The sequence below is a fragment of the Actinopolymorpha sp. NPDC004070 genome (genome assembly GCF_040610475.1).
In the GTDB taxonomy this organism is placed as follows: domain Bacteria; phylum Actinomycetota; class Actinomycetes; order Propionibacteriales; family Actinopolymorphaceae; genus Actinopolymorpha.
Genome location: NZ_JBEXMJ010000002.1, coordinates 236,684 through 261,487, shown reverse-complemented (window position 1 = coordinate 261,487; position 24,804 = coordinate 236,684). Strand labels below are relative to the sequence as shown.

The 24,804-nt window shown below is 73.1% G+C and carries 20 protein-coding genes; 14 read left to right on the top strand and 6 right to left on the bottom strand.

The features are described 5' to 3' along the window. Positions 1 to 101: 101 nt before the first annotated feature. The gene (locus ABZV93_RS04780; protein WP_354930403.1) at positions 102 to 3,332 is read left to right on the top strand and encodes a hypothetical protein; all 3,231 of its coding nucleotides are present in this window, start codon (positions 102 to 104) and stop codon (positions 3,330 to 3,332) included. A 20-nt stretch (positions 3,333 to 3,352) separates the two neighbouring features. Here ABZV93_RS04780 and ABZV93_RS04775 read toward each other — a convergent pair whose 3' ends face one another. Beyond that, positions 3,353 to 5,431, bottom strand: a complete 2,079-nt coding sequence (locus ABZV93_RS04775; protein WP_354930400.1) for a diacylglycerol kinase family protein — start codon at positions 5,429 to 5,431, stop codon at positions 3,353 to 3,355. 239 nt (positions 5,432 to 5,670) lie between these two features. Between ABZV93_RS04775 and serS the strand changes: the two genes are divergently transcribed. The 5 genes from serS (at position 5,671) to ABZV93_RS04750 (ending at position 11,343) form a co-directional block, all read left to right on the top strand. After that, positions 5,671 to 6,945 carry a serine--tRNA ligase gene (gene serS / locus ABZV93_RS04770; protein ID WP_354930397.1) on the top strand — a complete coding sequence of 425 codons (1,275 nt, stop codon included), beginning with the start codon at positions 5,671 to 5,673 and terminating at the stop codon, positions 6,943 to 6,945. Further along, positions 6,942 to 7,853: an HAD-IIB family hydrolase gene (locus ABZV93_RS04765; protein WP_354930394.1), complete on the top strand. Its 912-nt coding sequence runs from the start codon at positions 6,942 to 6,944 to the stop codon at positions 7,851 to 7,853. Before serS ends, ABZV93_RS04765 begins: the two co-directional genes overlap by 4 nt. A 159-nt stretch (positions 7,854 to 8,012) precedes the next feature. Further along, positions 8,013 to 9,674: a methionine--tRNA ligase gene (gene metG / locus ABZV93_RS04760; RefSeq protein WP_354930391.1), complete on the top strand. Its 1,662-nt coding sequence runs from the start codon at positions 8,013 to 8,015 to the stop codon at positions 9,672 to 9,674. A gap of 11 nt (positions 9,675 to 9,685) precedes the next feature. Beyond that, positions 9,686 to 10,423 carry a hypothetical protein gene (locus tag ABZV93_RS04755; RefSeq protein WP_354930388.1) on the top strand — a complete coding sequence of 246 codons (738 nt, stop codon included), beginning with the start codon at positions 9,686 to 9,688 and terminating at the stop codon, positions 10,421 to 10,423. Positions 10,424 to 10,524: 101 nt separating this feature from the next. After that, positions 10,525 to 11,343 carry an HAD family hydrolase gene (locus ABZV93_RS04750; protein WP_354930385.1) on the top strand — a complete coding sequence of 273 codons (819 nt, stop codon included), beginning with the start codon at positions 10,525 to 10,527 and terminating at the stop codon, positions 11,341 to 11,343. Positions 11,344 to 11,381: 38 nt separating this feature from the next. Here ABZV93_RS04750 and ABZV93_RS04745 read toward each other — a convergent pair whose 3' ends face one another. From ABZV93_RS04745 to ABZV93_RS04725, 5 genes are all read right to left on the bottom strand, one after another. After that, positions 11,382 to 11,990 carry a bacterial proteasome activator family protein gene (locus tag ABZV93_RS04745; protein WP_354930382.1) on the bottom strand — a complete coding sequence of 203 codons (609 nt, stop codon included), beginning with the start codon at positions 11,988 to 11,990 and terminating at the stop codon, positions 11,382 to 11,384. A gap of 79 nt (positions 11,991 to 12,069) precedes the next feature. Beyond that, a complete protein-coding gene (locus tag ABZV93_RS04740; protein ID WP_354930379.1) occupies positions 12,070 to 12,228 on the bottom strand; it encodes a hypothetical protein in 159 nt (52 codons plus the stop codon). A gap of 246 nt (positions 12,229 to 12,474) precedes the next feature. Beyond that, positions 12,475 to 13,461 carry an NAD(P)H-quinone oxidoreductase gene (locus tag ABZV93_RS04735; protein ID WP_354930376.1) on the bottom strand — a complete coding sequence of 329 codons (987 nt, stop codon included), beginning with the start codon at positions 13,459 to 13,461 and terminating at the stop codon, positions 12,475 to 12,477. Positions 13,462 to 13,549: 88 nt separating this feature from the next. After that, positions 13,550 to 14,716 (bottom strand): potassium channel family protein, encoded by a 1,167-nt coding sequence (locus ABZV93_RS04730; protein ID WP_354930373.1) that lies wholly within the window; start codon positions 14,714 to 14,716, stop codon positions 13,550 to 13,552. 33 nt (positions 14,717 to 14,749) lie between these two features. Further along, entirely contained in the window at positions 14,750 to 15,757 is a 1,008-nt protein-coding gene (locus ABZV93_RS04725) for an NTP transferase domain-containing protein (RefSeq protein WP_354930370.1), read from the bottom strand. 39 nt (positions 15,758 to 15,796) lie between these two features. On the opposite strand from ABZV93_RS04725, the gene ABZV93_RS04720 reads away from it, so the two are divergent. From ABZV93_RS04720 to ABZV93_RS04685, 8 genes are all read left to right on the top strand, one after another. Then, positions 15,797 to 16,594, top strand: a complete 798-nt coding sequence (locus tag ABZV93_RS04720) for a carbon-nitrogen hydrolase family protein (RefSeq protein ID WP_354930367.1) — start codon at positions 15,797 to 15,799, stop codon at positions 16,592 to 16,594. 168 nt (positions 16,595 to 16,762) lie between these two features. Further along, entirely contained in the window at positions 16,763 to 17,539 is a 777-nt protein-coding gene (locus ABZV93_RS04715; RefSeq protein ID WP_354930364.1) for a WecB/TagA/CpsF family glycosyltransferase, read from the top strand. A 233-nt stretch (positions 17,540 to 17,772) separates the two neighbouring features. Then, on the top strand, positions 17,773 to 19,107 hold the full coding sequence (locus ABZV93_RS04710; RefSeq protein ID WP_354930361.1) for an MFS transporter: 1,335 nt from the start codon (positions 17,773 to 17,775) through the stop codon (positions 19,105 to 19,107). Between the two features lie 103 nt (positions 19,108 to 19,210). Then, positions 19,211 to 20,614 (top strand): hypothetical protein, encoded by a 1,404-nt coding sequence (locus ABZV93_RS04705; RefSeq protein ID WP_354930357.1) that lies wholly within the window; start codon positions 19,211 to 19,213, stop codon positions 20,612 to 20,614. After that, positions 20,611 to 21,891: a DegT/DnrJ/EryC1/StrS family aminotransferase gene (locus ABZV93_RS04700; protein ID WP_354930354.1), complete on the top strand. Its 1,281-nt coding sequence runs from the start codon at positions 20,611 to 20,613 to the stop codon at positions 21,889 to 21,891. Before ABZV93_RS04705 ends, ABZV93_RS04700 begins: the two co-directional genes overlap by 4 nt. After that, the gene (locus ABZV93_RS04695) at positions 21,888 to 22,895 is read left to right on the top strand and encodes a Gfo/Idh/MocA family oxidoreductase (RefSeq protein ID WP_354930351.1); all 1,008 of its coding nucleotides are present in this window, start codon (positions 21,888 to 21,890) and stop codon (positions 22,893 to 22,895) included. The genes ABZV93_RS04700 and ABZV93_RS04695 overlap by 4 nt, the downstream gene beginning before the upstream one ends. Before the next feature lie 211 nt (positions 22,896 to 23,106). After that, positions 23,107 to 23,916, top strand: a complete 810-nt coding sequence (locus tag ABZV93_RS04690; RefSeq protein ID WP_354930348.1) for an endonuclease/exonuclease/phosphatase family protein — start codon at positions 23,107 to 23,109, stop codon at positions 23,914 to 23,916. 42 nt (positions 23,917 to 23,958) lie between these two features. Next, a complete protein-coding gene (locus ABZV93_RS04685) occupies positions 23,959 to 24,795 on the top strand; it encodes an endonuclease/exonuclease/phosphatase family protein (RefSeq protein WP_354930345.1) in 837 nt (278 codons plus the stop codon). The last annotated feature ends 9 nt before the right edge of the window (positions 24,796 to 24,804 follow it).

The window sequence follows — 24,804 nt, the reverse complement described above, 5'->3', positions numbered from 1 at the left end:
ACCGCTGATCCTCGATCACGTCGCCGGGGCTACGTCATTTCGGTGGACGTGTCCGCACGCCCCGACCGCGGGCGGGCGTGGTCGGGTCGATAATGCCTACGGTGAGCGATCCGTTTGCGACAGGGCAGATCCGCGACCGGGTGCTGGCTGGTTGGTCGGCGTCACCGGCGCGTTTCCGGGAGGACGCCAACGCCGAGGAGGACCTCGCCCTCGGCGGCTACCGCGACCGGCTGGTCGTCGAGCTGGCGCAGAACGCCGCCGACGCGGCCGCCCGCGCAGGCGTCCCCGGAGTCGTCCGGTTCACGGTGCGCGACGACGCGCCGGCGTGGTCGGCGTCCGGCGGACCCGTCCTCGTGGTCGAGAACACCGGTGCCGGGCTGACCGCCGACGGGGTGCAGTCGCTGGCGACCCTGCGGGCCTCCGCCAAGCGCGACGAGCCGAGGGAGCCGAGGGAGCCGGGCGGGCTGACCGAGCCGACCGAGCCGACCGAGTCGGCTGTCGGCCGGTTCGGGGTCGGGTTCGCGGCGGTGCTCGCGGTCACCGACGAGCCGGTCCTCCTGTCCCGGTCCGGCGGCGTGCGGTTCTCCCGCGCCGACACCGCCGCGCTGGTCGCCGAGGCGGCGCGGGAGGCGCCCGGCCTGGACACGGAGATACGCCGACGCGGGGGCCAGGTGCCCGCGCTGCGGCTGCCGTTCCCCGCGGAGGGCGAGCCGCCGGAGGGATTCGACACGGCGGTGGTGCTGCCGTTGCGCGACGAGGCCGCGGCGGAGTTGGTACGCGAGCTGCTGGCCGAGGTCGACGACACCCTGCTGCTGGCCCTGCCCAGCCTGGACCGGATCGAGATCGACACCGGCACCGCTCCGGTACGCGTGTTGTCCGACGCCGCGGCCCGCTGGCACACCGTCCGGGCCGGCGGGACCTGGACGGAGGCCGAGCGCGCCGCGCTGCTCGCCGATCGGCCCACCGAGGAACGCGACCGGCCGTACTGGTCGGTCCTGTGGGCGGTGCCCCGCGACGCCGCGCCGGTGGACCCGCTCGGCGGCGGAACGACCTCCCGCTCGGCGCTGCCGCGGGTCGTGCACGCGCCCACCCCGACCGACGAACCGATGTCGCTGCCCGCCCTGCTGCTGGCGTCGTTCCCGCTGGACCCGACCCGCCGGCACGTCGCGCCCGGTCCGCTCACCGACCGGCTGGTGGAGGAGGCGGCCGCGGCGTACGCCGAACTCGCCCGCACCTGCGCCGAGGCCGGGACCGACAGGGACCTGGAGACAGGACCCGACCCGCTCGACCTCGTACCCCTCGGACTGCCGGCCGGCCGACTCGACGGCGCCCTGCGCGACGCCATCGCCCGCCGGCTCCCGGCCACCCCGCTACTGCCCTCGGTGGAGGACCCGCACTTCCTGCTGCGCCCGCGGGAGGCGGTCGTCGTCGACAACGCCGACCCGGTTCTCGTCCGCACGCTGGCGTCCGTGGTCGGTGGGCTGGTCGCTCCCGACCAACGGCACGGCTCCGCCCTCGACGCGCTGGGCGTACGCCGGCTCCCGCTGGCCGATCTGGTGGACGAGCTCGGCGCGGTCGCCGACGCGCACCCGCCGGACTGGTGGCACGACCTGTACGTCGCGCTCGCCGGTGCCGCCGCCGACCCCGAACGCCGGGAGGCGCTGGGCGCCCTGCCGGTCCCGCTCGCCGACGGCCGGGTCGCCCGTGGCGCGCGCGGCCTGCTGCTGCCCGGCGGCGCCGAACTCCCGGAGGAGACGACCGGCGTCCTCGCGTCGTACGGCCTGCGGCTCATCCACCCGGTGGCCGCGGCCGAGCCCGCGTTCGACACCCTCGAACGCCTCGGCGCCATCCCCGCCGGCGCTCGCAGCATCCTCGAGGACGGCGCGGTCCGCGCGGCGGTCCAGGACTCCCCGGACGCCGACGAGCCCGCGGACGTCGCCGACGCCGTGCTCGCCCTGGTCGCCGCCGCGGTACGCGGCGGTGAGCTGCAGCCCGGCGAGTTGCCCTGGCTGGGCGACCTCGCCCTGCCCGACGACACCGGTGAGCTCGCCCCTGCGAGCGCGCTCGTCCTGCCCGGCTCGCGGGCGGAGCAGCTGTTCGACCCCGAGGACCTCGCCCCGCTGGACCGGGCGGTGTTCGAGCGCTGGGGCCCGCAGGTGCTGGAGGCGGCCGGCGTGGTCGGCACCCTCGGCCTGGTCACCGCCTCCGACGTCGATCTCACCGCCCCGCCGGACGAACTCGCGGAACTCGACGACATCGAGACCTGGGCAAGCGAGGCCGCCGACGAGCTCGAGGCGGGCGACGGCGGCGGCACGGTCGGGGAGTTCCTCGCGGTGCGCGACGTCGACTTCGTACGAGAGGACGCCTGGCCGCGGGCTCTCCAGCTGCTGGTCGCCGAGCCGGCACTGCGCCGGGCGCTGGTCGGCCCCGCGCGGCTGCGTGACCCCCGCCAGCCGGAGCTGCCGGCGGTGGACGTCCCGTCGTACACCGCCTGGTGGATCCGCCGGCACGTCCACGTCGACGGCCTGCCGATCCCCGCGTACGCCGACCCCGAGGCCGAACCCGCGATCGCCGCCCTGGCCCGCCCGGCTCCGGCCTGGCTGGCGGCGTTCGACCCGGCGGCCCGGCAGGCGATCGGCCTGGTCCGCACCGCCGACGACCTGGACAGCGACGGCCTGCGCCGCATCCTGCACCGGCTCGCCGACCCGGCCCTGGTCGTGGACGCGGCGACGATGGTGCGGCTGTGGGCGCAGCTCGGCTCCCTCGACCCGCAGCTGCTCGGCTCGGACTCCGCGCCCGAACGCGTCCGGGTCCTGGCGGGCAGGCAGACCCGGGTGGTGGACGCCGACGACGCGGTGGTCGTGGACTCGCCGATGTGGGCGCAGCGCACCGACCTGGGCGAGCACGTCGTGGCGACCGGCGTGGCCGCGGACAATCTGGCCGAGCTCCTCGATCTGCCGCTGGCCTCCGAACTCGCCGCCGGCGAGGTCGAGGGCGAGATCGACGGCAAGCCGGGCGGCGACGGCGGGGAACGCCCGGTGCCGGAGGCTGTCCGCCTGATGCTGCCGGAGGGACCCACGAGCTGGCGGGAGTACGACGACCTGCACGTCGACGGGCAGTCGGTGCAGTGGTGGGTGGACGACGACGGACGCCCACACGCGTCCACCGGCGCCGGGCTGGCCCGGGCGCTGGCCTGGGCGGGCGGCCGGTGGGACCTGCGGTACGCCGTCGCGGCCGTGCTGGCCGAACCCGACCAGGTGGCGGCGTACGTCTTGGAGTCCGCCTTCGACGAGTCGCCCGCCGACGAGGATCCGGAGGACCAGGGTCGGTGAGGCTGCGGTCCGGAACGGCCCTAGTGGCGGCGTTCCGTACTCGGCATCCGGATGACCAGGACACCCGGCTCGATCTCGCACCGCAGCTCACGCCCGGCGTCGACGACGTCGCCGTCGAGCTGGCGGGGGCAGTCCTCCGCGGCGGTGACGACGACGCGGCGTCCGCGCCAGGTGTGCAGGCGTTCGTCCTGTGCCTTCGAGCGCCGGATCACCCGCCATGCCACGTGCGGCCACTCGGTCAGTCGGCGCGGCGCCACCGCCACGACGTCCAGCATCCCGTCGTCCGGCTCGGCCTCGGGAAGGAGCTCCAGCCCGCCGTGCAGGGTGCCGACGTTGCCGATCAGGACGGTGCGCGCCCACCGGCGGACCGGCGGATGGTCGTCGACGGCGATGTCCACCCGCAGCGCGGGGAAGGACAGGTTGCGCGCGATGGACACCGCGTACGCCGCCCAGCCGACCCGCCGCTTGAGCTTGGCCGGCGCTTCGCCCACCACCGCCGCGTCCAGCCCGAGCCCGGCCATCACCGCGAACCGGTCGGTCTCCAGGCTGTCCCCCTCGACCCGAACGAGGTCGATCCGCCGGTCGGAGCCGGTGAACGACACCTCGATCGCCTCCCGCAGGTCCAGCGGCAGGCCGAGGTTGCGGACCAGCAGGTTGCCGGTGCCGGCGGGCACGATCCCGACCGGCACGCCGCTGTCGGCGAGCTCGGAGCAGACCACCCGGACGGTGCCGTCGCCGCCGGCGGCGATCACCAGGTCGACCTCGGCGGCGAGCGCGGCCTTGGTCATCGCGTGGCCGGGGTCGTCCACGGTGGTCTCGAACCACTCCGGCGGCTCCCACCCGCCGCGCTGGGCCGTGCGTTCGACCTGGTTGCGGAAGTCGGTGGGGTCGTCGATCTTCGACGGGTTGAGCACCACGGCGACGCGGCGGCGGGGGCGCTCGGGCTCGTGATCGCCTGCCGGGTCGCGGGGGCGGCCCAGTCCGAAGGCGAGAACGGTGGCTCCGAGCAGGGCGGGCGCGAGTATCCAGGCGGCTAGCACGTCTGAAACGTAGTGCACGGAGAGGGCGACGCGATCCAGCCCGACCAGCATGATCGTCCCGCTGGCCGCGACGACCGCCGCGACCTTGCCGCGCGTACGAACTCCGAGGTGGAAAGCGACGATCACCAGCGCACTCCCGACCAGCGCCGACGTCAGGGCATGTCCGGACGGAAAGGAGTATCCGAGCGGTTCGGAGACCGGTCGCGCCACCGGTGGCCGTGGCCGCGCGACCAGCGCCTTGATGAACCACTCGAGGAGCGTGCCGACCGTCACCGCCCCGATCAGCCACAGACCGAGCCGCCGGTAACCGGCCCTGATCACGAACGCCGCCACCACCACCGAGGCGGCCCGGAGCACCCACGGCTGGCTGACCGCCTGCACCACCAGGAAGAAGTCGGCGAGCCCCGAGCCCGGCGTCACCACTGTCGTCCACCAGGTCGCCACCGAGCGGTCCATGTCGAGCAGCGGGGACCACTGGATGGCGACGAGGACGAGGAGGACGGCGAACCCGGCGCTGCCGGTCAGCGTCGCGAACATCGCGCGGCGCTCGACCGCCCGGTTGCGCCAGGCCCGCCGCCGCGCGTCCTGGGCGGCGCGCTTGGCCGGCCGGACGTCCCGGCGGCGGTAGCCCCGCGGCTTGCCGGTCGCGGCGGGCGCTCGGCCCGGCTCGGCGGACGGAGCGCCGGGTCCAGGCTCGGCCGTGGACGTCCACGAGTCCTCCGGGCCGCGGTCGTCGTCGGCGTCGTCCCGGGCGTGCCCGGTGTGCCTTGCGGATTCGTTCCGCGGGAGTTGTTCGGTTCCGTCCTGTGTGGTCCCGTCCCCACCGGTCCCGTCTCGACCGGTTTCGTCCCGACCGGGTTCGTCCCGGTCGGCCTGGTCGGCCTGGTCGGCCTGGTCGGCCTGGTCGGTGTGGTCGGTGTGGTCGGCAACGGTGACGTTCTCGGGCGTCTGCCGGTCGTTCGTCCGCGGCGTCGCGGCCTTCGGAGCGGCGGGCACGGGTGCCTTCACACCGCGTCGGCGGCGCCGCCGACGGTCCTTGGCCCCCGTCTTGCTACTCACGGAATGCATGTCTACCCCGGGATCGGCCGGTTCGCAGACCGCGGGGGTCCCCGGCGCTCCGGCGCGTCCTGCGAAGGCGCCGCCCGGACCCGGCGCCGGCCCACGAGCCGGCTCGTGGGCCGACTCCCCTCCGCTCGGTGCCGATCCGGCCCCGAAACGGCGTCGTGCCTGGTCCGGCCTGGGGCTTACCAGGTAAACCGGTGGCGGACCCGGCGGCCCACCCGCGTACTCTCGATGCCGTGATCGACCCCAAACTGCTCCGAGAAGACCCCGACCGGGTGCGCGCCAGCCAGCGGCTTCGCGGCGCCTCGGTCGAGCTCGTCGACCAACTGCTCGCCGCCGACGAGCGGCGCCGGTCCTCGATCGCCTCGTTCGAGCAGGTTCGGTCCGAGCAGAAGTCCCTCGGCAAGCAGGTCGCACGCGCCCAGGGCGAGGAGAAGCAGGCCCTGCTGACCCGCACCCGGGAGCTGTCGGCCCAGGTGAAGACGGCCGAGGCCGAGCAGACCGAGGCCGAGCGCGAGTTCCAGCGGCTGATGCTGGAGCTGGACAACCTCGTGGAGGACGACGTCCCGCCCGGCGGCGAGGACGACTACGTCGTACTCGAGGAGGCCGGCAACCCCCGCGACTTCGCCGCCGAGGGGTTCGAGCCCCGCGACCACGTCGAGCTCGGCCAGCTCCTCGCCGCGATCGACATCGAACGCGGCGCCAAGGTTTCGGGTGCGCGGTTCTACTACCTCACCGGTGTCGGCGCGCTGCTGGAGATGGCCCTGATCAACATGGCCGTGGACCAGGCGATGGGATACGGCTTCGTCCCGATGATCCCGCCGTCGCTGGTGAAGCCGCGGGCGATGGAGGGCACCGGCTTCCTCGGCCAGGCCGCCGACGACGTTTACCGCGTCGAGGCGGACGACCTCTACCTCGTCGGGACGTCGGAGGTTCCCCTCGCCGCCTACCACATGGACGAGATCCTGGACGCCGACGCGCTGCCGCTGCGGTACGCCGGCACCAGCCCGGCGTTCCGGCGCGAGGCCGGCTCCTACGGCAAGGACACCCGCGGCATCATCCGGGTGCACTGGTTCGACAAGGTGGAGATGTTCTCGTTCTGCCACCCTGACCAGGCGCGGGAGGAACACCAGCGGTTCCTCGCCTGGGAGCGGGAGTTCTGGGACCGGCTGGAGATTCCGTACCGCGTGATCGACACCGCGGCCGGAGACCTCGGCGCCAGCGCGGCGCGCAAGTACGACATCGAGGCGTGGATCCCCACCCAGGGCCGCTACCGCGAGGTCACCTCGACGTCCAACTGCACCGAGTTCCAGGCGCGCCGGCTGGGCGTGCGGTTCCGCGACGCCGACGGCGTCCGCCCGGTGACGACCCTGAACGGCACCCTGGTCGCGGTCGCCCGGGCCATCGTCGCGCTGCTGGAAAACCACCAGCAGGCCGACGGCTCGGTTCGGGTGCCCAAGGCACTGCAGCCCTTCCTCGGTGGCCGGGCCCTGCTGGAGCCGCGCACGTGACCGCTCGCTCGACGACCTCGCCTGATCAGATCGCCGAGAGCTGGCGCCCCCGCCTGGTGGCGCTCGACATCGACGGAACGCTCGTCGACGCGAAGAACCGCCTGTCACCGGTCGTGGACGCCGCCGTACGCCAGGTGGTGCGCGCCGGCGCGCACGTGGTGCTGGCCACCGGGCGTGGGCTGACCGCGACCCGCCCGCTGGCCCAGCACTTCGACCTCCCGACGCCGTACCTCGTCTGCAGCAACGGCGCGGTGACCGTACGCCTGCACCCGGAGGGGGCGGCGCTCACCCACGACGGCTCGGTCGACGGCCGCGGCGTCGAACTCGTCGACGTGGTGACGTTCGACCCCGAGCCGGTGGTGCGGATGCTGCTCTCCCGGCTGCCGGGCGTCCTCGTGGCCGTGGAGGAGTTGGGCGTCGGCTACCGCGTCAACGCGCACTTCCCCCCGGGCGAGCTGACCGGGGAGATCGAGGTGCAGTCGGTCGCCCAGCTGGTGTCCGAGCCCGCCACCCGCGTCATTCTGCGCGAGCCCAGCATCGAGGCCGAGCACTTCCTGGACATCATCGACCGCGTGGGCCTGCACGGGGTCGCCTACTACATCGGCTACACCGCCTGGCTCGACCTCGCCCCCGAAGGCGTGAGCAAGGCGACCGGGCTGGCCAAGGTCGCCGAGCGCCTCGGCGTCGACCGGGAGGACATCCTGGCGATCGGCGACGGGGACAACGACGCCGAGATGCTGTCGTGGGCCGGACGCGGGGTCGCGATGGGCAACGCGGCGATCGAGATCCAGCGCGTCGCCGACCACGTGACCGCGCTGCAGGAGGAGCACGGCGTCGCCGTCGAGCTTGCCCGCTGGTTCCCCGACGTTGCGGTGCCGTCGCCTGCCGGCGATCCGGGAAGCGGGTAAGCTTCCCGGCATGACATTCCGGCACCAGGAGATGATGCGGCCCCGCTAGGGGTCGCTTCCGTGCCGTATCCACTGCCGAAGGCCCCTCGCGAGAGCGGGCCTTCTTGCATGTCAGGACCCGGGCCTCCCCCTCGCGAGCAGACGAAGGGAACCCGCCCGATGTCCGCCCGTCCGACTCCCCGAACCCCGTTGGCCACCCCAGCCGGCCGCCCGAGACGGTTCTACGTCACCACCTCGATCCCGTACGTCAACGCCGATCCGCACCTCGGGTTCGCCCTCGAACTCGTCCAGGCCGACGTCCTCGCCCGGCACCGCCGCCTGCGCGGTGACCAGGTGCGCTTCCAGTCCGGGACCGACGACAACGCGCTGAAGAACGTCCAGGCCGCCGAGCGTGCCGGCGTACCCACCCAGGACTTCGTGGACGCCCACGCCGCCGCGTTCGAACGCCAGCGCGAGGTGCTCGACCTCTCCTACGACGACTTCCTGCGTACCAGCCGCGACCCACGCCACCGCCCGGGTGCCGAGCGGCTGTGGCGCGCCTGCGCCGACGCGGGCGACCTCTACCGCAAGCACTACGAGGGGCTGTACTGCGTGGGCTGCGAGCAGTTCTACGCCGAGGACGAACTCGCCGACGGGCTGTGTCCCCAGCACGAGACCCGGCCGCAGCTGGTGAGTGAGGAGAACTGGTTCTTCCGGCTGTCCCGCTACCAGCAGCAGCTGCTCGACCTCTATGCCAGTGGCCGGCTGCGGATCGAGCCGGGCGTCCGCGCCAACGAGGTGCGCGCCTTCGTCGAGGCGGGCCTCGAGGACTTCTCGATCTCGCGCTCGGTGGCCCGGGCGCGCGGCTGGGGCGTGCCGGTGCCCGGTGACCCGGGCCAGGTGATGTACGTCTGGTGGGACGCGCTCGGCAACTACCTCACCGGCCTGGACTACGGCGACGGTCCGGACGCGCCCGCGTTCCGCACGTGGTGGCGTGGCGAGGATGCCGCCGGCAGCCGCCGGGTGCACGTCATCGGCAAGGACATCCTGCGCTTCCACGCGATCTACTGGCCGGCGATGCTGCTGTCGGCCGGGCTGCCGTTGCCCACCGAGATCCTCGTGCACGACTTCCTCACCGCGAACGGCCGCAAGCTCAGCAAGTCGCTCGGCACCGTCGTCGACCCGGTGAAGCTGACCGAGGAGTACGGCACCGACGCCCTGCGCTGGTGGCTCACGGCCAGGGTCCCCAAGGTCGGCGACACCGACTTCACCCTCGACCGGCTGGTGGACGTGGCCAACCAGGACCTGGCCGGCGGGATCGGCAACCTCACCCAGCGGGTGGTCAGCATGGTGCACCGCTACCGCGCGGGTGTCGTTCCGGCCGATCCCGGTGGTTCCGTCGTACGTGAGGACTCCGCCGTAGGTGAGGACTCCGCTGTACGTGAGGACTCCGCCGGTGCCGCGCTCGTCGCCGAGGCGGACGGGTTGCCGGACCGGATCGACGAGGCGCTGGCGGCGTTCGACCTGCGGGCGGCAACCCGGGCCGTGCGTGCGGTGATCGCGCAGGCCAACCGGTACGTCGAGGACACCACCCCGTGGGCGCTGGCCAGGGCCGAACGGGCCGGTGACCGGGACGCCGGGCGCCGGCTCGACGTTGTGCTCGGCGTCCTCACCGCGACCGTACGCGCGATCGGCGCCGAGCTCGGGCCGTTCGTGCCCACGCTGGCCGACCGCGTGCTCGCCCAGGTCGGATCCGGTGCGCTCGATGAGCGGCTGCCGGATCCGGAGGCGGTCTTCCCGCGCCTGGAGGTGAGGCCGGAGACCGCGGAGTCGGTGGTTTAGAGTTCCGACTCGTGCCCAGATTCCCCCGAATTGCGCTCGCCGTGGTCGCCAGTTGCGCGCTGGCCGTCGCCGGTTGTGGTTCCAGTGACGACGACTCGGCTGGTGCGCGGCAGGCGAAGGCCCCGGCCAAGGTCGCGAAGACCGGGACCGCGAAGCCGACGAAGAGTCCCACGCCGACTCCTACGCCGACGCCGGAGCCGAAGACTGCCGAGGAGCTGAAGGGTTCGATCGGCAAGATCGTCCTCACCGAGGAGGAGATCGGCCACGACGTCGCGATCCAGAACCAGGACGACAGCCTGACCACGCCGACGAACGACATCTGCGGCCGCAAGTGGGCCGGGGACAAGAAGCGGCTCGCCCGCAACCAGGACTTCTTCTGGCAGTCGGGCACGTCCCCGTCGCTGGTGGTCAGCGGCGAGGCCGTCGCGTACGAGCCGGGCACGGGGTCGAAGGCGCTGGCCGAGATCGAGCGTGCGGTCAGCGACTGCCAGGGCTGGAAGCACGGCCAGGGACAGATTCGTGACGTGACGGCGGTCGACCCGCCGTCGGGTGCGCTCAAGGGTGCGTTCGCGTGGCGTGGGGTCGACGCCCGCGACGGCCAGACGTACTCCTACCTCGCGGTCTACCAGGCCGACGGCGACCTGCTCAGCGCCGTCTACGTCTGGGCCGACAGCCGGTCCGACGCCCAGGAGATCGCCGGCCAGGTCGTCCCCAAGGTCGCCGACCGGCTCGAGAACGCCGCGAACTGACTCCGGATCACCGACCGGCTCACCGACCGGATCACCGCCGAGCGCGGTGATACGGTCCCGGGCGTCCACGCCGAAGCGGGCCGCTCTGGGAGGATGGGCCGGTGACCGTACCGCCGCACCACCTGCCCTCCAGTCCGCCCCGCCTCGTCGTCAGTGACCTCGACGGGACCCTCCTGCGTTCCGACGGAACCGTCTCGGCCCGCACCCGCGCCGCGCTGGCCGCGGCGGAGGAGGCCGGCGCGACGGTGGTGTTCGCGACCGGGCGGCCGCCGCGCTGGATGCGTCCGGTGGCCGAGCAGACCGGTCACCGGGGCATCGCGGTCTGCTCCAACGGCGCCCTGGTCTACGACCTGCACCGGGAGCAGGTGGTCCAGCGCTTTCCGCTGTCGCCGGAGATCGGCAGGTCGGTGGTGGAGGCGATCCGGGCGGCGATCCCCGGGGTGTCGTTCGGGGTGGAGTCCGGCGACCGGTTCGGCTACGAGGAGACGTACGCCATTGACGGCGACGTCGCGGGTGAGACCTACGTCGGAGAGATCTCCGACCTGCTGGGCCAGCCGATGGTGAAGCTCCTCGTCCGCCACGACACCCACTCACCGGACGAACTGCTCGCGAGGGCCCGGAAGGCGGCCGGGCACCTGGTCGAGCTCACCCACTCCAGCCAGGTGGGCCTGCTGGAGATCTCCGCCCAGGGCATCTCGAAGGCGACGACCCTGGCCGCGCTGTGTGACGAACGCGGGATCGACCCCACGGAGGTGGTGGCGTTCGGTGACATGCCGAACGACCTGGCGATGCTGGCCTGGGCCGGTACGGCGTTCGCGATGGCGACCGCGCACCCGGAGGTGCTGGCCGCGGTCGAACGCCGCTGCCCGCCCAACGACGAGGACGGCGTCGCGCACGTACTGGAGAGCATCTACCTCTGAGGCAGTCGCTACGCCGGCCGCGGACCCCCTGCGTCACCTCAGAGGTACATGCCCCCGGGACGCTCGGCCTCCGGCGGCGCCGGCTGCATCTGCGGCGGGAGTTGGCTGCCGGGCGGGAGCGAGCGGCGCATCTGCTCCAGCTGGGCCCGGGCCGCCATCTGCTGTGCGAACAATGCCGTCTGGATGCCGTGGAACAGGCCCTCCAGCCAGCCGACCAGCTGGGCCTGTGCGACCCGAAGCTCCGCCTCGGAGGGAACCACGCCCTCCTCGAACGGCAGCGAGAGCCGGCTGAGCTCGTCGACCAACTCCGGGGCGAGGCCCTTCTCCAGCTCGGCGATCGACGACTTGTGGATCTCGCGGAGGCGCTGCCGGCTCGCCTCGTCCAGCGGCGCGGCCTTCACCTCGTCCAGCAGCTGCTTGATCATGCTGCCGATCCGCATCACCTTGGCCGGCTGCTCGACCAGGTCGGTGACCGAGCGCTCGTCGTCCTCGTGCCCCTCACGGTCGGCGTCGCCGTCCCGGTCGGGCGGACCCTCCACGGCCATGCCGTCGGGGCCGACGATCACGACTCGGGGCGATTCCTCGCTGCCGTAGGGGTGGTCAGAGCCGGTCGCACCGGCGTCGGAGGCGAAGAAGGGATCGGTCATGGCACCCATCCTTACCCCATCGGGTCCCAGACGCGAGGGCACCCCCGGGCCAACGGGGGAGGCCCGCGGGTGGGCTGCCTCAGGCATGTGGGTCGGTGTGGCCGGCGGAGCGGCCGCGCGACGTGGGGCGTTCGGCGTCGCCGGATCTGCGGAGCCGTTCGGCCCGGCGGCGGGCGACCTCGGCGCGGATGCGGATGCGGGCGAGTCGCTGAGCCCTCTGCGTGTAGTCGATGTTCATTCCGCTCACCCGCCTCGTCGTCGGTGCGCCCTCGCACGTCGTCCCGTGCCGCGGCGACTCGGATCAGCCGATTTCGGTGGTCCGGCCGCCACGGGTTACAGGTTGGGACGGGGTGAACGGCGCCACGGTTGCCTCTCCGCCCGATTTTTTTCCGTTTGTCCGTTTTCTGGACTCCCGCCGGACGGTTCGGCACCGTGCGACGAAGGTTCGGTGCCGAACCACCGCCGGCTTGGTGCCCGCCGCTCGCTACTCGTCGCGGACGGCCAGCAGGACCTTGCCGACCTGCTCCCCGCGGTCGAGGATGCCGTGTGCCTCCGCCACCTGGTCGATCGGCACCACCTGGTGCACGACCGGGCGCAGGTGGCCGTCGGCGACCAGCGGCCAGACGTACTCCCGGACGCTCGCCACGATGGCCGACTTCTCCGCCACGGGCCGGGCACGCAGCCCGGTCGCGAGGACGGCGGCCCGCTTGACCAGCAGCCGGCCCAGGTCGAGCTCGCCCTTGCTGCCACCCTGCATTCCGATGACGACCAGCCGGCCCTCGGTGGCCAGGGTGGAGACGTTGCGGTCGAGGTACGGCGCGCCCACGATGTCCAGGATCACGTCGGCGCCGTGCCCGTCGGTGGTCTCGCGTACGACCTCCACGAAGTCCTCCTCGCGGTAGTCGACGGCGACGTCGGCGCCGAGGTCGCGGCACACCGCGCACTTGGCCGGTCCACCCGCCGTGGCCAGGACCCGCGCACCGAGCGCGGTGGCCAACTGGATCGCGGTGGTGCCGATGCCGCTCGCGCCACCGTGCACCAGCAGGGTCTCCCGGGGCTGCAGCACGGCGAGCATGAACACGTTGGACCACACGGTGCAGACCGCCTCCGGCAGCGCGGCCGCCTCGACCAGGCTCACGCCCTCAGGCCGGGGAAGCACCTGGCCGGCGGGCACCGCCACCTTCTCGGCGTACCCGCCGCCGGCCAGCAGCGCGCACACCTCGTCGCCGACCGCGAAGCCGTCGACGTCCGGGCCCACCGCGGCGATCCGGCCCGAACACTCCAGCCCGAGGATGTCCGACGCACCCGGCGGCGGCGGGTAGTTGCCCTGGCGCTGCATCACGTCGGCGCGGTTGACGCCGGCCGCGACCACGTCGATGACCACCTCGCCGGGGCCGGGTTCGGGATCGGGCACGTCCCCGAGCCTCAGGACCTCCGGCCCCCCCGCACCCTCGAGTAGGACTGCACGCATCGTTCGGCTCTCCTCCAGGTCGGCCGGCTGTCGCCTTACCTGGTCGTTATGCGACCCGTTCGGCGTCCTGACACCTGGGACGTGTGTCTCACCGCGTGGCGTGGGGGCCGCCGGGCACGTCCGACCCGGCCGGCCTGATCGGCCCGATCTCGTCGCCGTCGTCGGGGTCGTCGTGGTGGGCGTCGTGTTCCCCGCCCGGCCGGGGCGCCCACGGGAGCTCCTCGGCGGGCCGGACCACGATGACCCGGTCCCCGCGCAGCAACTGCGACACGGTCGGGTCGAAGTAGCGGTAGACCTCGCCGCCGCGGACGACGGCCACGGCCACGTCGTCGAGGTTGCGCGGCGACCGGCCCTCCTCGCGGGGGAGTACGGGACGCTCGGCCACCTCCATGCCCTCGCCGTAGCTGAGCAGGTCCTCAAGCACCGTTCCGAGTGCCGGGCTGACCGTGGACAGGCCCATGATCCGGCCCACCGCGTCGGAGGAGGTGACGGTGACGTCGGCGCCGCTCTGGCGCAGCAGCCGGATGTTCTCCGCCTCGCGTACCGACACCACCACCGTGGCGCTGGGGTTCAGCTGGCGGGCGGTGAGTGTGACCAGGACCGCCGTGTCGTCCCGGTGAGCGGTGACGATGACGCGGGAGGCCACGGAGAGTTCGGCACGGCGGAGTACGTCGGCCCGGGTGGCGTCGCCGACCACCCCACTCAGACCGGCGGCGTTCGCCTCGGCCACCGCACCCGGTGACGCGTCGACGACGACGATCTGGTCGGCGGGAATCCCGCCGTTGATGAGGGTGTCGACCGCGCTGCGGCCCTTCGTGCCGTACCCGACGACGACGGTGTGATCGCGCAACCTGGTCCTCCATCGCGAAATGCGCCACTGCTCCCGGCTCCGCGTGGCCAGGACCTCCAGGGTCGTACCGACCAACACGATAAGGAAAGCGATCCGCAGCGGCGTGACGAGCAGGACGTTCGTCAGCCGGGCCTGCTGGGTGATCGGCGTGATGTCGCCGTATCCGGTGGTCGTGAGGCTGACCGTCGCGTAGTACAACGAGTCGAGCACGCTGAGTGACCCGCCCGCGGCGTCCCGGTATCCGTCCCGGTCGAGGTAGACCACCGCGACCACCAGCGCGAGCAGTCCGAGCGCGGCGGCGACCCGGATGGCGATCTGACGCAGGGGCGGGACGTAGTTCTCGGGGAGACGCACCTCGCCGAACAGGTGCGGCAACGCGCGGTTGGGACGCTGCGGAAGTGACATGGCGGCAATGACAGTAGCGCCAGCCGGGTTCGGTCAGTCCGCCGAGCCGGTCTCCGCACTGCCCGGACCCGACGGATCAGTTGATCCGTCGCCGGTGTCCCAGCGCAGAGCGAGGGCGCGGGCCAGGTCGACACAGGCCGCGAGATCGTCCGGCGAGCCGCCCCGGCGCGCGGCGGCGTACCCCACCAGGAACGTCGTCAGCGGCGCGGCCGGCCGGTCGACGTTGTGCGCGGCGTCGCGGGCCAGGTCGAGGATCGTGTCGATCAGGTCGGAGTCGACCACCTGGCTCACGCCGGCGCCGGAGGTCTGGGAGGGCTCGGTGGCGTCGGTGGCCAGCGCGGTGGTGAGCTGACGGGCCCAGTCGAGGAGCATGGGTGGCCTTTCGGTGCTGTGGGTGCTGTGGGTGCCGTCGGGGGAAGTACGGGCGAGCCGGTCGGCGACGGCGAGGTCGTCCGGGGTGTCGCAGTCACGGGCGGCCAAGGGCGAGCGGAGCTCCGCGCACTTCAGACGGGTGGTGAGCCGACGGGCGGGTTGGTTGCGTGGATCACCGGTCTCGGCCAGTACCCGGTCGACGGCTGTACGCCGGTACGCCGCGGCCAGCGGCTGTGTACGCCCGGTCTCGTCGGTCAGCGTGACCGCCTCGACGTCCGGACCCACGCCGGCCAGTGCGGCCACCAGGTCGGCCACCACGTCCGCGTCCACCAGCGGCATGTCCGCGGCCAGCACCACCACGACGGGTGTGGCACCTGCGCCGAGCCCGGCCGCCACCGCCGCGAGCGGTCCCGAGCCGGGCGGATCCTCCCTGGTCCAGTGGGTGCGTACGGGAAGGTGCGGGTCCACCGGACGCCGCGGCCCGACCACGGTGACCGAGGCGGCACCGGCGCAGGCGGCGAGCACCCGGTCGAGCATCGGCCGGCCGCCGACCGGGAGCAGCACCTTGTCGGTACCCCCGAACCGCCGCGCGCCGCCGCCGGCGAGCACGATCGCGTCGTACGCCGGACCGCCGGGCACTCCAGACGTGGGAGGCGTCGGAGTGGTCACGGGGTCGAGTGTGGCACCCGGGCACGGCAGACTGGACCGGTGCGCATCGCCCTGCTGCAGTTCACCGCCACCCTGGACAAGGAACGCAACCTCGCCGAGATCGGGCGGCTGGCCCGTTCCGTCGCCACCGACCGGCCCGCCGTCGTGGTGTGCCCGGAGGCGAGCATGTGCGACTTCGGCTCGGCCGACACCGTGCTCGCGGAGTACGCCGAGCCGCTGGACGGCCCGTTCGTGCGGGGGCTTGCCGACCTGGCCGGCGAACTCGGCGCGGTCATGGTGGCCGGGATGTTCGAGCGCGTCGCCGACGACCCGGGGCGGGTCCACAACACGCTCGTGGTCGTACGCCCGGACGGTTCGCTCGCCGCGACCTACCGCAAGATCCACCTCTACGACGCGTTCGGCTACCGCGAGTCCGACCGGCTGGTGGCGGGGGAGCCGACGCCGGTCACCGTCCCCGTCGGCGACCACCGGCTCGGCCTGCTCACGTGCTACGACCTTCGCTTCCCGGAGTTCGCGAGGACGCTGGTCGACGCCGGCGCGGACGTCCTGGTGGTGCCGGCCGCCTGGATGCGCGGCCCGCTGAAGGAGGACCACTGGGTCACGCTGGCGCGGGCCCGGGCGATCGAGAACACCAGCTACGTCGCCGCCTCCGGGCAGTGTGGTTCGGCGTACTCCGGCCACAGCATGCTCGTCGACCCGATGGGGGTCGTGGTGACGTCGCTGGGCGAGCAGGTGGGCGCGGCGACGGGCGACGTCGACGCCGAACGCCTGGCGCAGGCGCGCACCCGCAATCCCACGCTGGCGCATCGCCGGTTCACTGTCAGTGCGCAACGATGAACCCCAAGTGACGAAACGGCGTTCAAACCTCCCAAAAGTCAATACCTATGACAAAAATGGGCGCCCGGCGCCCCTGATCGCGTTCGCCACCTCTATGGTCTGTGCTGGCAAAAAGCCGATAAAAGAAAGACAGGCTGGGGGGCTCGTCTCCTAAGGGGTGTGCGACAGATGGCCGTGACGAGTGTGAGTCGTCGGCTACGAGTGCTCGGCGTGCCCGTCGACGCGGTCGACATGCAGGGCACGTTGAACTGGGTGGAAGAACGGGTCGCCAGCCGCCAGAGCGGCACCCACCTGTGTGTCAACGCCGCGAACGTGGTGCGCGCGCACGACGACCCCGACTATCTCGCCGTCCTCGAACGCGGTGACCTGATCGGATCCGACGGCCAGCCGTTCGTCTGGGCCGCCCGCGTCCTCGGCCAGCCGCTGCCGGAGCGGGTCGCCGGGATCGACCTGATGGAGCAGGTGCTCGACCGTTCCCGGGAGACCGGGTGGCGGGTCTACCTGCTCGGCGGCCGCGACGAGGTGGTCCGCCGGCTGGCCGGTCAGCTCAGCGCCCGGGGCGTCCGCATCGCCGGCCACCGCGACGGCTACTTCGGTCCCGACGACGCCGACCGTGTGTGGGACGAGGTGCGCTCGGCCGACCCGGACGTGGTCTTCGTCGGCATGCCGACCCCCACCAAGGAGCGCTTCATCGTCGAGGGTGCCCACCAGGCGCAGGTGCCGGTGTGCATCGGCGTGGGCGGCAGCTTCGACGTCCTGGCCGGCGACCTGCGCCGGGCGCCGGCGTACATGCAGCGACTGGGGCTGGAGTGGTTGTTCCGGCTACTGCAGGAGCCGCGCCGGCTGTTCACGCGGTACGCCGTGACCAACACGAGGTTCCTCGCCCTGGTCCTGCGGGCGATGGTGAGCCGGAACCGGACCACCCGCGCCGACGTCTCGGGTTGACCGTTCCGGCTGATCCCTTCGGCTGACCCGGGCTGATCGTTCGGCTGATCGTTTGGGGACGGGGGCTCGGCGGGCGGATAACGGGTGGGCCCTCCGGGCGAGACCCCATACGATTGGCCCACGTGTCATCAACCTGCGAATCCGCCGGCTCATCGGCTCCCTCCCCGTCACTGGTGGCGCCCGTCGGCAGCGCCGCAGAGTCTCACCGCACCTCCTCCTATGCCGATGTCGCGGTGACGACGCTGGACGCGGAGCGGCGCACCGCGCAGCCCAGCGTCCCGGCACAGTCGGCCGTGGCCCGCGGCTGGCCGGCCTGGCTGCTCCTCGCCGCCGTCGTCCTCCTCGCCTTCAACCTGCGCCCCGCCGTCTCCGGCCTCGGTGCGGTCCTGGACGAGCTGAGCACCGACCTCGGCGTCTCCGCGCTGGTGGCCGGCGTCCTGACCACCCTGCCCGTGCTCAGCTTCGCCGCGTTCGGTGCGATGGCGCCCGGCTGGTCGCGCCGGTTCGGTTCCCGGCGGGTGCTGGCCGCGGCACTGTTCGCCGTGGTGGCCGGGCAACTGGTGCGGGTGCTGGTCCCGTCCGTGCCGGTGTTCCTGCTGGCCACGACGGTGGCGCTGGCCGGGATGGCGGCCGGGAACGTCCTCGTCCCGGCGTTCGTCAAGGCGTACTTCCCGGGGAGGGTGGGCCTGGCCACCGCCGCGTACACCACCTCGATGGCCGTCGGCACCACGGTGCCGGCGGCGCTGACCGTGCCGATCGCGCACGCGTTCGGCGGCTGGCGGTTCGGCCTCGGCGCGTGGGCGCTGGCCGGTGCGGTGGCGCTGTTGCCGTGGCTGGTGCTGGCCCGGCACCGGGGCGTGGTCGCCCGGCCGGCCGGTCCGGGGAGCACAGGGACTGCGGGAAACCGGCACGAGTCGCTGTGGTCGGTCGGCCGCTCGCCGCTGGCGTGGTCGCTGGCGGGGTACTTCGGGCTGCAGTCGCTGCAGGCGTACGCCGCGTTCGGCTGGCTGCCGCAGATCTTCCGGGACGCCGGGGTGGACGCGGCGCACGCGGGGCTGCTGCTGGCGATCCTGCCGCTGGTCGGAGTACCCCTGTCCCTGCTCTTCCCGTCGCTGGCCGCCCGGCTGCCCGACCAGCGTCCGCTGGTGTGGGCGTGCGGCGCGGCGTACGTCGTCGGCTACGTCGGGCTGCTGCTCGCGCCCGCGTCCGGGGCGGTCGCCTGGGCGATCCTGCTCGGCCTGGGCGGTGGCGCGTTCCCGCTGACGCTGACGATGATCGGGCTGCGTTCGCGGTCGCACGACGTGACGGCGCGGCTGTCCGGGTTCACCCAGAGCGTGGGCTACCTGCTGGCGGCCTGCGGGCCGCTGGCGATGGGCGCGTTGTTCGACGTGACCGGCGGATGGACGGTGCCGATCGGGCTGCTGCTGGTGCTGGTGGTGCCGCAGGTGGCGACCGGCCTGATGGCGGCCCGGGCGAGGTACGTCGACGACGAGCTGGCCGCCGCGGACGACCCGGACGCCGGGAACGCCGTGAACGCCGTGGATCCCGCGGAGGAGATCTCCCGCTGACGGGTTCCGGCCGTCCGCGGTTTTGTTCGCGCACTGTCGCCCACAGTGATCGTTCGCCATACTTGGCCACACCAGTAAGCCTTGGCCGGGAGGCGACACGACCGTGACCGGGACCTCGGAAACCACTCCGAACTCCAAGACCGAAGCTCAGCTGTACGCCGGAACCGCCACCGCCGACATCACCCCCGCCGATCCGGTGCCGCTGGCCGGGTTCGCGGTCCGGCTCGAACCCTGGGAGAAGGTGCGGGCGCCGCTGTCCGCGCAGGTGTTCGCGTTCGGCGACGCGGCCGGCACCTGCACGGCGCTGCTGGTCTGCGCGGACCTGCTGTGGTGGGGGCCGGACACGGTGGCCGACCTGACCCGGCGGATCGAGGCCGAGCACGGCGTACCGGCGGGCAGTGTCGTCCTGCACGCCTCACACACTCACTGCGCACCGCAACCGGGGCTGACGTTCTCTCCGCTTCTCGGCCGGGGTGACCCCGCCTACGTCGCTCGCCTGACCGACACCGTGCTCGCCGCGGTCGGTGAGGCGCTGACGGACATGGAGCCGGTGTACGCCGAACGCGGGACCGGCAGCTGCGGGTTCGGCATCAACCGCAGGCGGGCCAATCCCGACGGCACCTTCGGCGGCCCGGACCCCGACGGCACGAACGACCCTGAGGTGGGCGTCATCCGGCTGGCCCGCCCGGACGGCTCGACCCGGGCAGTGCTGGTCCACTACACGTGCCACCCCGTCGTCTCCGCCGACCCGCAGGTGTCGCCGGACTATCCGGGCGCGACGCGGTCGGCGCTGGAACACACGGTCGGCGAGGGCGTGCCCATCGGCTTCCTGCAGGGCTGCTGCGGCGACATCAACCCGAACGTCGTACGCGACGGCGAGTTCCACCGCGGCGGTGACGAGGAGATCGAGGCGATCGGGCGGCAGCTGGCCGCCGCCGTCGAGGACGTCCTCGACCGGCCGTTGCGGCGCCTGCCTCCACTGCCGCCCGGCGGTGTCGCGGTCCGCGCCCACACCGTCAACCTGCCCTTGCAGCCGCCCTCGCGTGACGACCTGGCCCGCCGCCGCGAGGCGCCCGGCATCGTCGGCGACTGGGCGCGCCGGCTGCTCGCCGAGCCGGGCCGGCTGGTCGACCAGGTGCCGCTGCGGCTGACCCGGGCCGACCTCGCCGACGGCCTCACCCTGCTCGGCCTCGACGCGGAGGTGAGTGTGGCGTACGGGCACCACGTGAAGCGGCGCACGTCCGGTGCCGCGCTGCCGATTCCGTACACCAACGGAATGATCGGGTACGTCGTCACCGCCGCGCAGTTGCGGGAGGGCGGGTACGAGCCGGACCAGTCCTATCCGTACGTCTATCGCGCGGGCAGGTTCGCACCCGCGGTGCAGGAGCACGTGCTGACCGCGCTGGACGAAGTGCTCGGCCACGTGCCCGAGGTACCCCAGGTGCTCGAGGCGCCCGGTGTGCCCGACCGGCCCGGCCCGTCCACGCGGATCGGAGACCAGCGATGACCGCGGCCAGACCGACGACCGGGCGGACCACCGACGCGGACCGGCCGGCCCTGCTGGGCGGCACTCCCGTCCGCTCCGCCGGCTGGCCCGCCTGGCCGCCGGGGAACGACGCGGCCGTGCACGCGGTCACCGAGGTCGCGAAGGCCGGCGTCTGGTCCTCCGTCGACGGCCCGGTGAAGACGGAGTTCGAGCGGGCGTTCGCGTCCTACCACGGCGCGCGGCACGGGCTCGGTGTGTGCAACGGGACCATCGCGCTGGAGATCGCGCTGAAGGCGCTCGGCATCGGCAGCGGGGACGAGGTGATCGTGCCGGGCTACACGTTCCTCGCCACCGCGACGGCGGTGCTGGGCGTGAACGCGCTGCCGGTGTTCGCCGACGTCGACCCGGAGTACGTCTGCCTGGACCCGGACGCGGTCGAGGCGGCGATCACCCCGCGGACGAAGGCGATCATTCCGGTGCACCTGGCCGGGCACCCGGCCGACCTGGACCGGCTCACCGAGGTGGCCCGCAAGCACGGGTTGGCGCTGGTCGAGGACGCCGCGCATGCCCACGGGGCCAGTTGGCGCGGGCAGCGGGTCGGGTCGTTCGGCACCTTCGGCTGCTGGTCGTTCCAGGCCAGCAAGAACATGACCGCCGGTGAGGGCGGCATGGTGGTGACCAGCGACGACGAGCTCGCCGACCGTGCGTGGAGCTTCCACCACTGCGGGCGTTCGCGGGCCGGCGCGTGGTACGACCACGGGATCCTCGGCGGCAACTACCGGTTGACGGAGTTCCAGAGCGCGATCCTGCTGGCCCAGCTGGCCGACCTGGACGAGCAGCTGGAACTCCGCGAACGCAGCGCCCGCGTCCTCGACGAGGGGCTGGCCCGGATCGCCGGGCTCACCCCGCTCGCCCGCGACCCGCGGTGCACGAGGCACGGCTACCACCTGTACCAGTTCCGGTACGACCCGAACGCGTTCGGCGGCCTGTCGCGCGAGCGGTTCACCGCCGCCCTGAACGCCGAGGGCATCCCGGCCGGCCCCGGTTACGGCGTACCGCTGGATCGGCAGGGCGTGTTCGCGCAGCGCCGCTTCGACCAGCGTGCGACCGGCTTCGACCCCGCCTACCCCGCGACCGACTACGGCCGGCTCGACCTGCCGGTGACCGAACGCTTCTGCGCCGAGCTGGTATGGATTCCGCAGCACGTCCTTCTCGGCGCAGACGGCGCCATGGCCGATATCGTCGCCGCCGCGGAGAAGATCTCGGCGGCAGCGGACACCCTGGTGGAGGCGACGTGACCGAAGCGGCGGACAGCGCGCGGACCCTCGACGCGACGGCCCGGCCCCGGGTCGCCGTCGTCGGCACCGGCGAGATGGGCCGCCGGCACGTCGAGGCCTGGCACCGGCTCGGTGCCGAGGTCGTGGTCCACTCCCGTTCCGCCGAGCGTGGCCGGGCCTTCGCGTCCGAGCACGGGGTGCGCTCGGTGACCGACCCGGGCGAGGTGCTGGCCGCCGCCGATGTCGTCGACATCTGTACGCCCACCGACACCCACGCACCGCTCGCGCACTGGGCCGCCGGTGCCGGCCGGCACGTCGTCTGCGAGAAGCCGCTGGCGCGCGACCCCGCCGAGGGGCGGGCCATGATCAACGCCTGCATCGACGCCGGTGTCGGGCTGTGCGTGGCGCAGGTGCTGCGCTACTTCCCGGCGTACGTCGTCGCCCGCGACGCGGTCGCCGCCGGCCGGATCGGGCGGCCGACAAGGTTCACGTTCTTCCGGCAGGTGGAAAGCCCCGGGCCGCAGACCTGGTTCGCCGACGTCGCCCGGTCCGGCGGGATCCTGGTCGACCTGGCCATTCACGACCTCGACTACGCGCGCTGGGTGGCCGGGGAGGTGGGCGAGGTCACCGGCCAGACGGCGCCGCGCGCCGAACCCGGCTCGCCGTTGCGCAGCTCCGCGACACTTACGCACGTCGACGGGGTGACCACCCGGGTCGAGGCTGTCTGGGACGTGCCGGGCACCGCGGTGCGCTCGACGTTCGAGCTCGCCGGGGACGAGGGGGTGCTGCGGTACGACTCCGCGCCGAGGCAGGTGCTGACCGACGGGACCGGTGCGGTCGTGTACGCCGACGACTCGATCGATCCGTTCGCCGAGCAGTTCTCCGAGTTCGTCACCGCGTTCACCGGCGGCGTGGAGCCTCGGGTCACAGCCGAGGACGGCCTGACCGCGCTGGCGATCGCGCTGGCCGGTGAGGAGTCGGCGCGTACGGGGCGGCCGGTCGACCCGGCGAGCCTGCTCCGCTAGCTGCGTCGGCCGTCACTGCCGTCACCGCCCGCCGCCGGGCGCCGTGACCGGGACCGGTCGCGGCAATGGCGTACGAAGATCCACTCCGGGCCGAAAGACGTTAACGTGACCCGCACGCACCCAGCAGCGTCGGGTGCCCCACCCCCTGTTGCCGGGAAGGGAGCAGTTCGTGCTTCGACGTACGCCACGACTCACGCGTGTACTCACTCTGGTGGGTGCGGCCGCACTCGCCCTCGCCACCTCCGTCGGCCTCGCGGCCGCGCCGGCCAGCGCCGATCAGGGCCAGCCGGTGGAGGTGCGGGTGGCCAGCTACAACATCCACCACGGCGCGGGTCCGGACAACGTGCTCGACCTGCCCGACGTGGCAAACGAGATCCGCGGTCTGCGGGCGGACGTGATCGGCCTGCAGGAGGTCGACCGTCACTGGGGCGACCGCAGCGACAACCTCGACGAGGCGGCCTGGCTGGCCGACCGGCTGGACATGTACGTCGCCTATGCCGCCAACCTCGACCTGGACCCGGCCACGCCTGGCGGTGAGCGCCGGCAGTACGGCACCGCGATCCTGTCCCGCTTCCCGATCCAGTCCTACACCAACACGTTGCTACCGAAGTTCGGCGACGACGAACAGCGCGGCCTGCTCGTCGCCGACATCAAGGTGCGTGGCGTGATGATGCGGTTCGCCAACACCCACCTGCAGCACAACAACAACCTCGAACGCCAGGCGCAGGCACGGCGGATCGTCGAAGTGCTCGGTGACAGCCCGACCCGCACCTTCCTCACCGGAGACCTGAACGCCAGTGCCGGTGCGGCGGAAATCCAGATCCTGACCGACGTGTTCACCGACTCCTGGGCGGCAGTCGGCGTGGGGGACGGGTTCACCTACTCCCAGGAGGACCCGCACAACCGGATCGACTTCGTGATGTCGTCGCCGGACGTGCAGCCGCTGCGCGCCCGGGTGGCCACCGACGCGGACGGCTCGGACCACCTGCCGGTGGTGGCCGACTTCGCCGTCCGCCGCTGACCGCTCCGTCGTCTCGCCCGCGACAGCCGTAGCGTTGGCCGGGTGAGCACCCCGCGGTTCCACGTGGAACACGAACACCCGCACGGTCCTTCGGAGGGCGGTGGCCGCGACCAGGCCGCCGCCCTTCGCGTCGTCACGTACAACATCCACCACGGGGCGGACGTGGCGGACCGGCTCGACCTCGCCCGGACCGTCGCGGTGCTCGCTCGTACCGGCGCCGACCTGATGGGGCTGCAGGAGGTCGACCGGCACTGGTCCGAGCGCAGCGCGTTCGCCGACCAGGCGGAGTGGCTGGCGACGACGCTCGGCATGCACGTGGCGTACGCCGCCAACCTCGACCTCGATCCCGACCCGGATCGCGGCGGTCCCGCGCAGAGGCGCCGGCAGTACGGCCTGGCGGTGGTGTCCCGCTTCCCGATCCTGTCCGTGGTGCACGAGGTGCTGCCGCACGGCTCGGATCCTGGCCCGGGCACCGAGCCGGTGCTCGAGCAGCGCGGGCTCCTGGCCGTGGACGTCGGCGTGCACGGTGAGAGGCTGCGGTTCGCGACCACGCACCTGTCCGAGGCCGACCCGCGTGCCCGCGAGAGCGAGGCCACCAGGCTCGCGGAGGTCCTCGGGCCCGCGCCGCGGCGGACGATTCTCACCGGGGACCTGAACGCCGTGCCCGCCGCGCCGGAGACCAAGCCGCTCACCGACCTGCTCGCCGACGCCTGGCCCGATGGCGACGCCGACCCGGGCCACACGATTCCGGTCGCCGTTCCGGACCGCCGGATCGACTACGTGCTCGTCTCCTCGGACCTGACGGTCGACCGTGCGAGGGTGGTCACCGACGCCGACGCCTCCGACCACCTTCCGGTCGTGGTTGACGTACGGTTGTGAATCCGGAGC

Coding starts and splice junctions, on each gene's coding strand:
- ABZV93_RS04700 (WP_354930354.1), top strand. CDS start 20,611: ATGACCGCGGCCAGACCGACGACCGGGCGGACCACCGACGCGGACCGG.
- metG (WP_354930391.1), top strand. CDS start 8,013: ATGTCCGCCCGTCCGACTCCCCGAACCCCGTTGGCCACCCCAGCCGGC.
- ABZV93_RS04735 (WP_354930376.1), bottom strand. CDS start 13,461: ATGCGTGCAGTCCTACTCGAGGGTGCGGGGGGGCCGGAGGTCCTGAGG.
- ABZV93_RS04730 (WP_354930373.1), bottom strand. CDS start 14,716: ATGTCACTTCCGCAGCGTCCCAACCGCGCGTTGCCGCACCTGTTCGGC.
- ABZV93_RS04715 (WP_354930364.1), top strand. CDS start 16,763: ATGGCCGTGACGAGTGTGAGTCGTCGGCTACGAGTGCTCGGCGTGCCC.
- ABZV93_RS04745 (WP_354930382.1), bottom strand. CDS start 11,990: ATGACCGATCCCTTCTTCGCCTCCGACGCCGGTGCGACCGGCTCTGAC.
- ABZV93_RS04740 (WP_354930379.1), bottom strand. CDS start 12,228: ATGAACATCGACTACACGCAGAGGGCTCAGCGACTCGCCCGCATCCGC.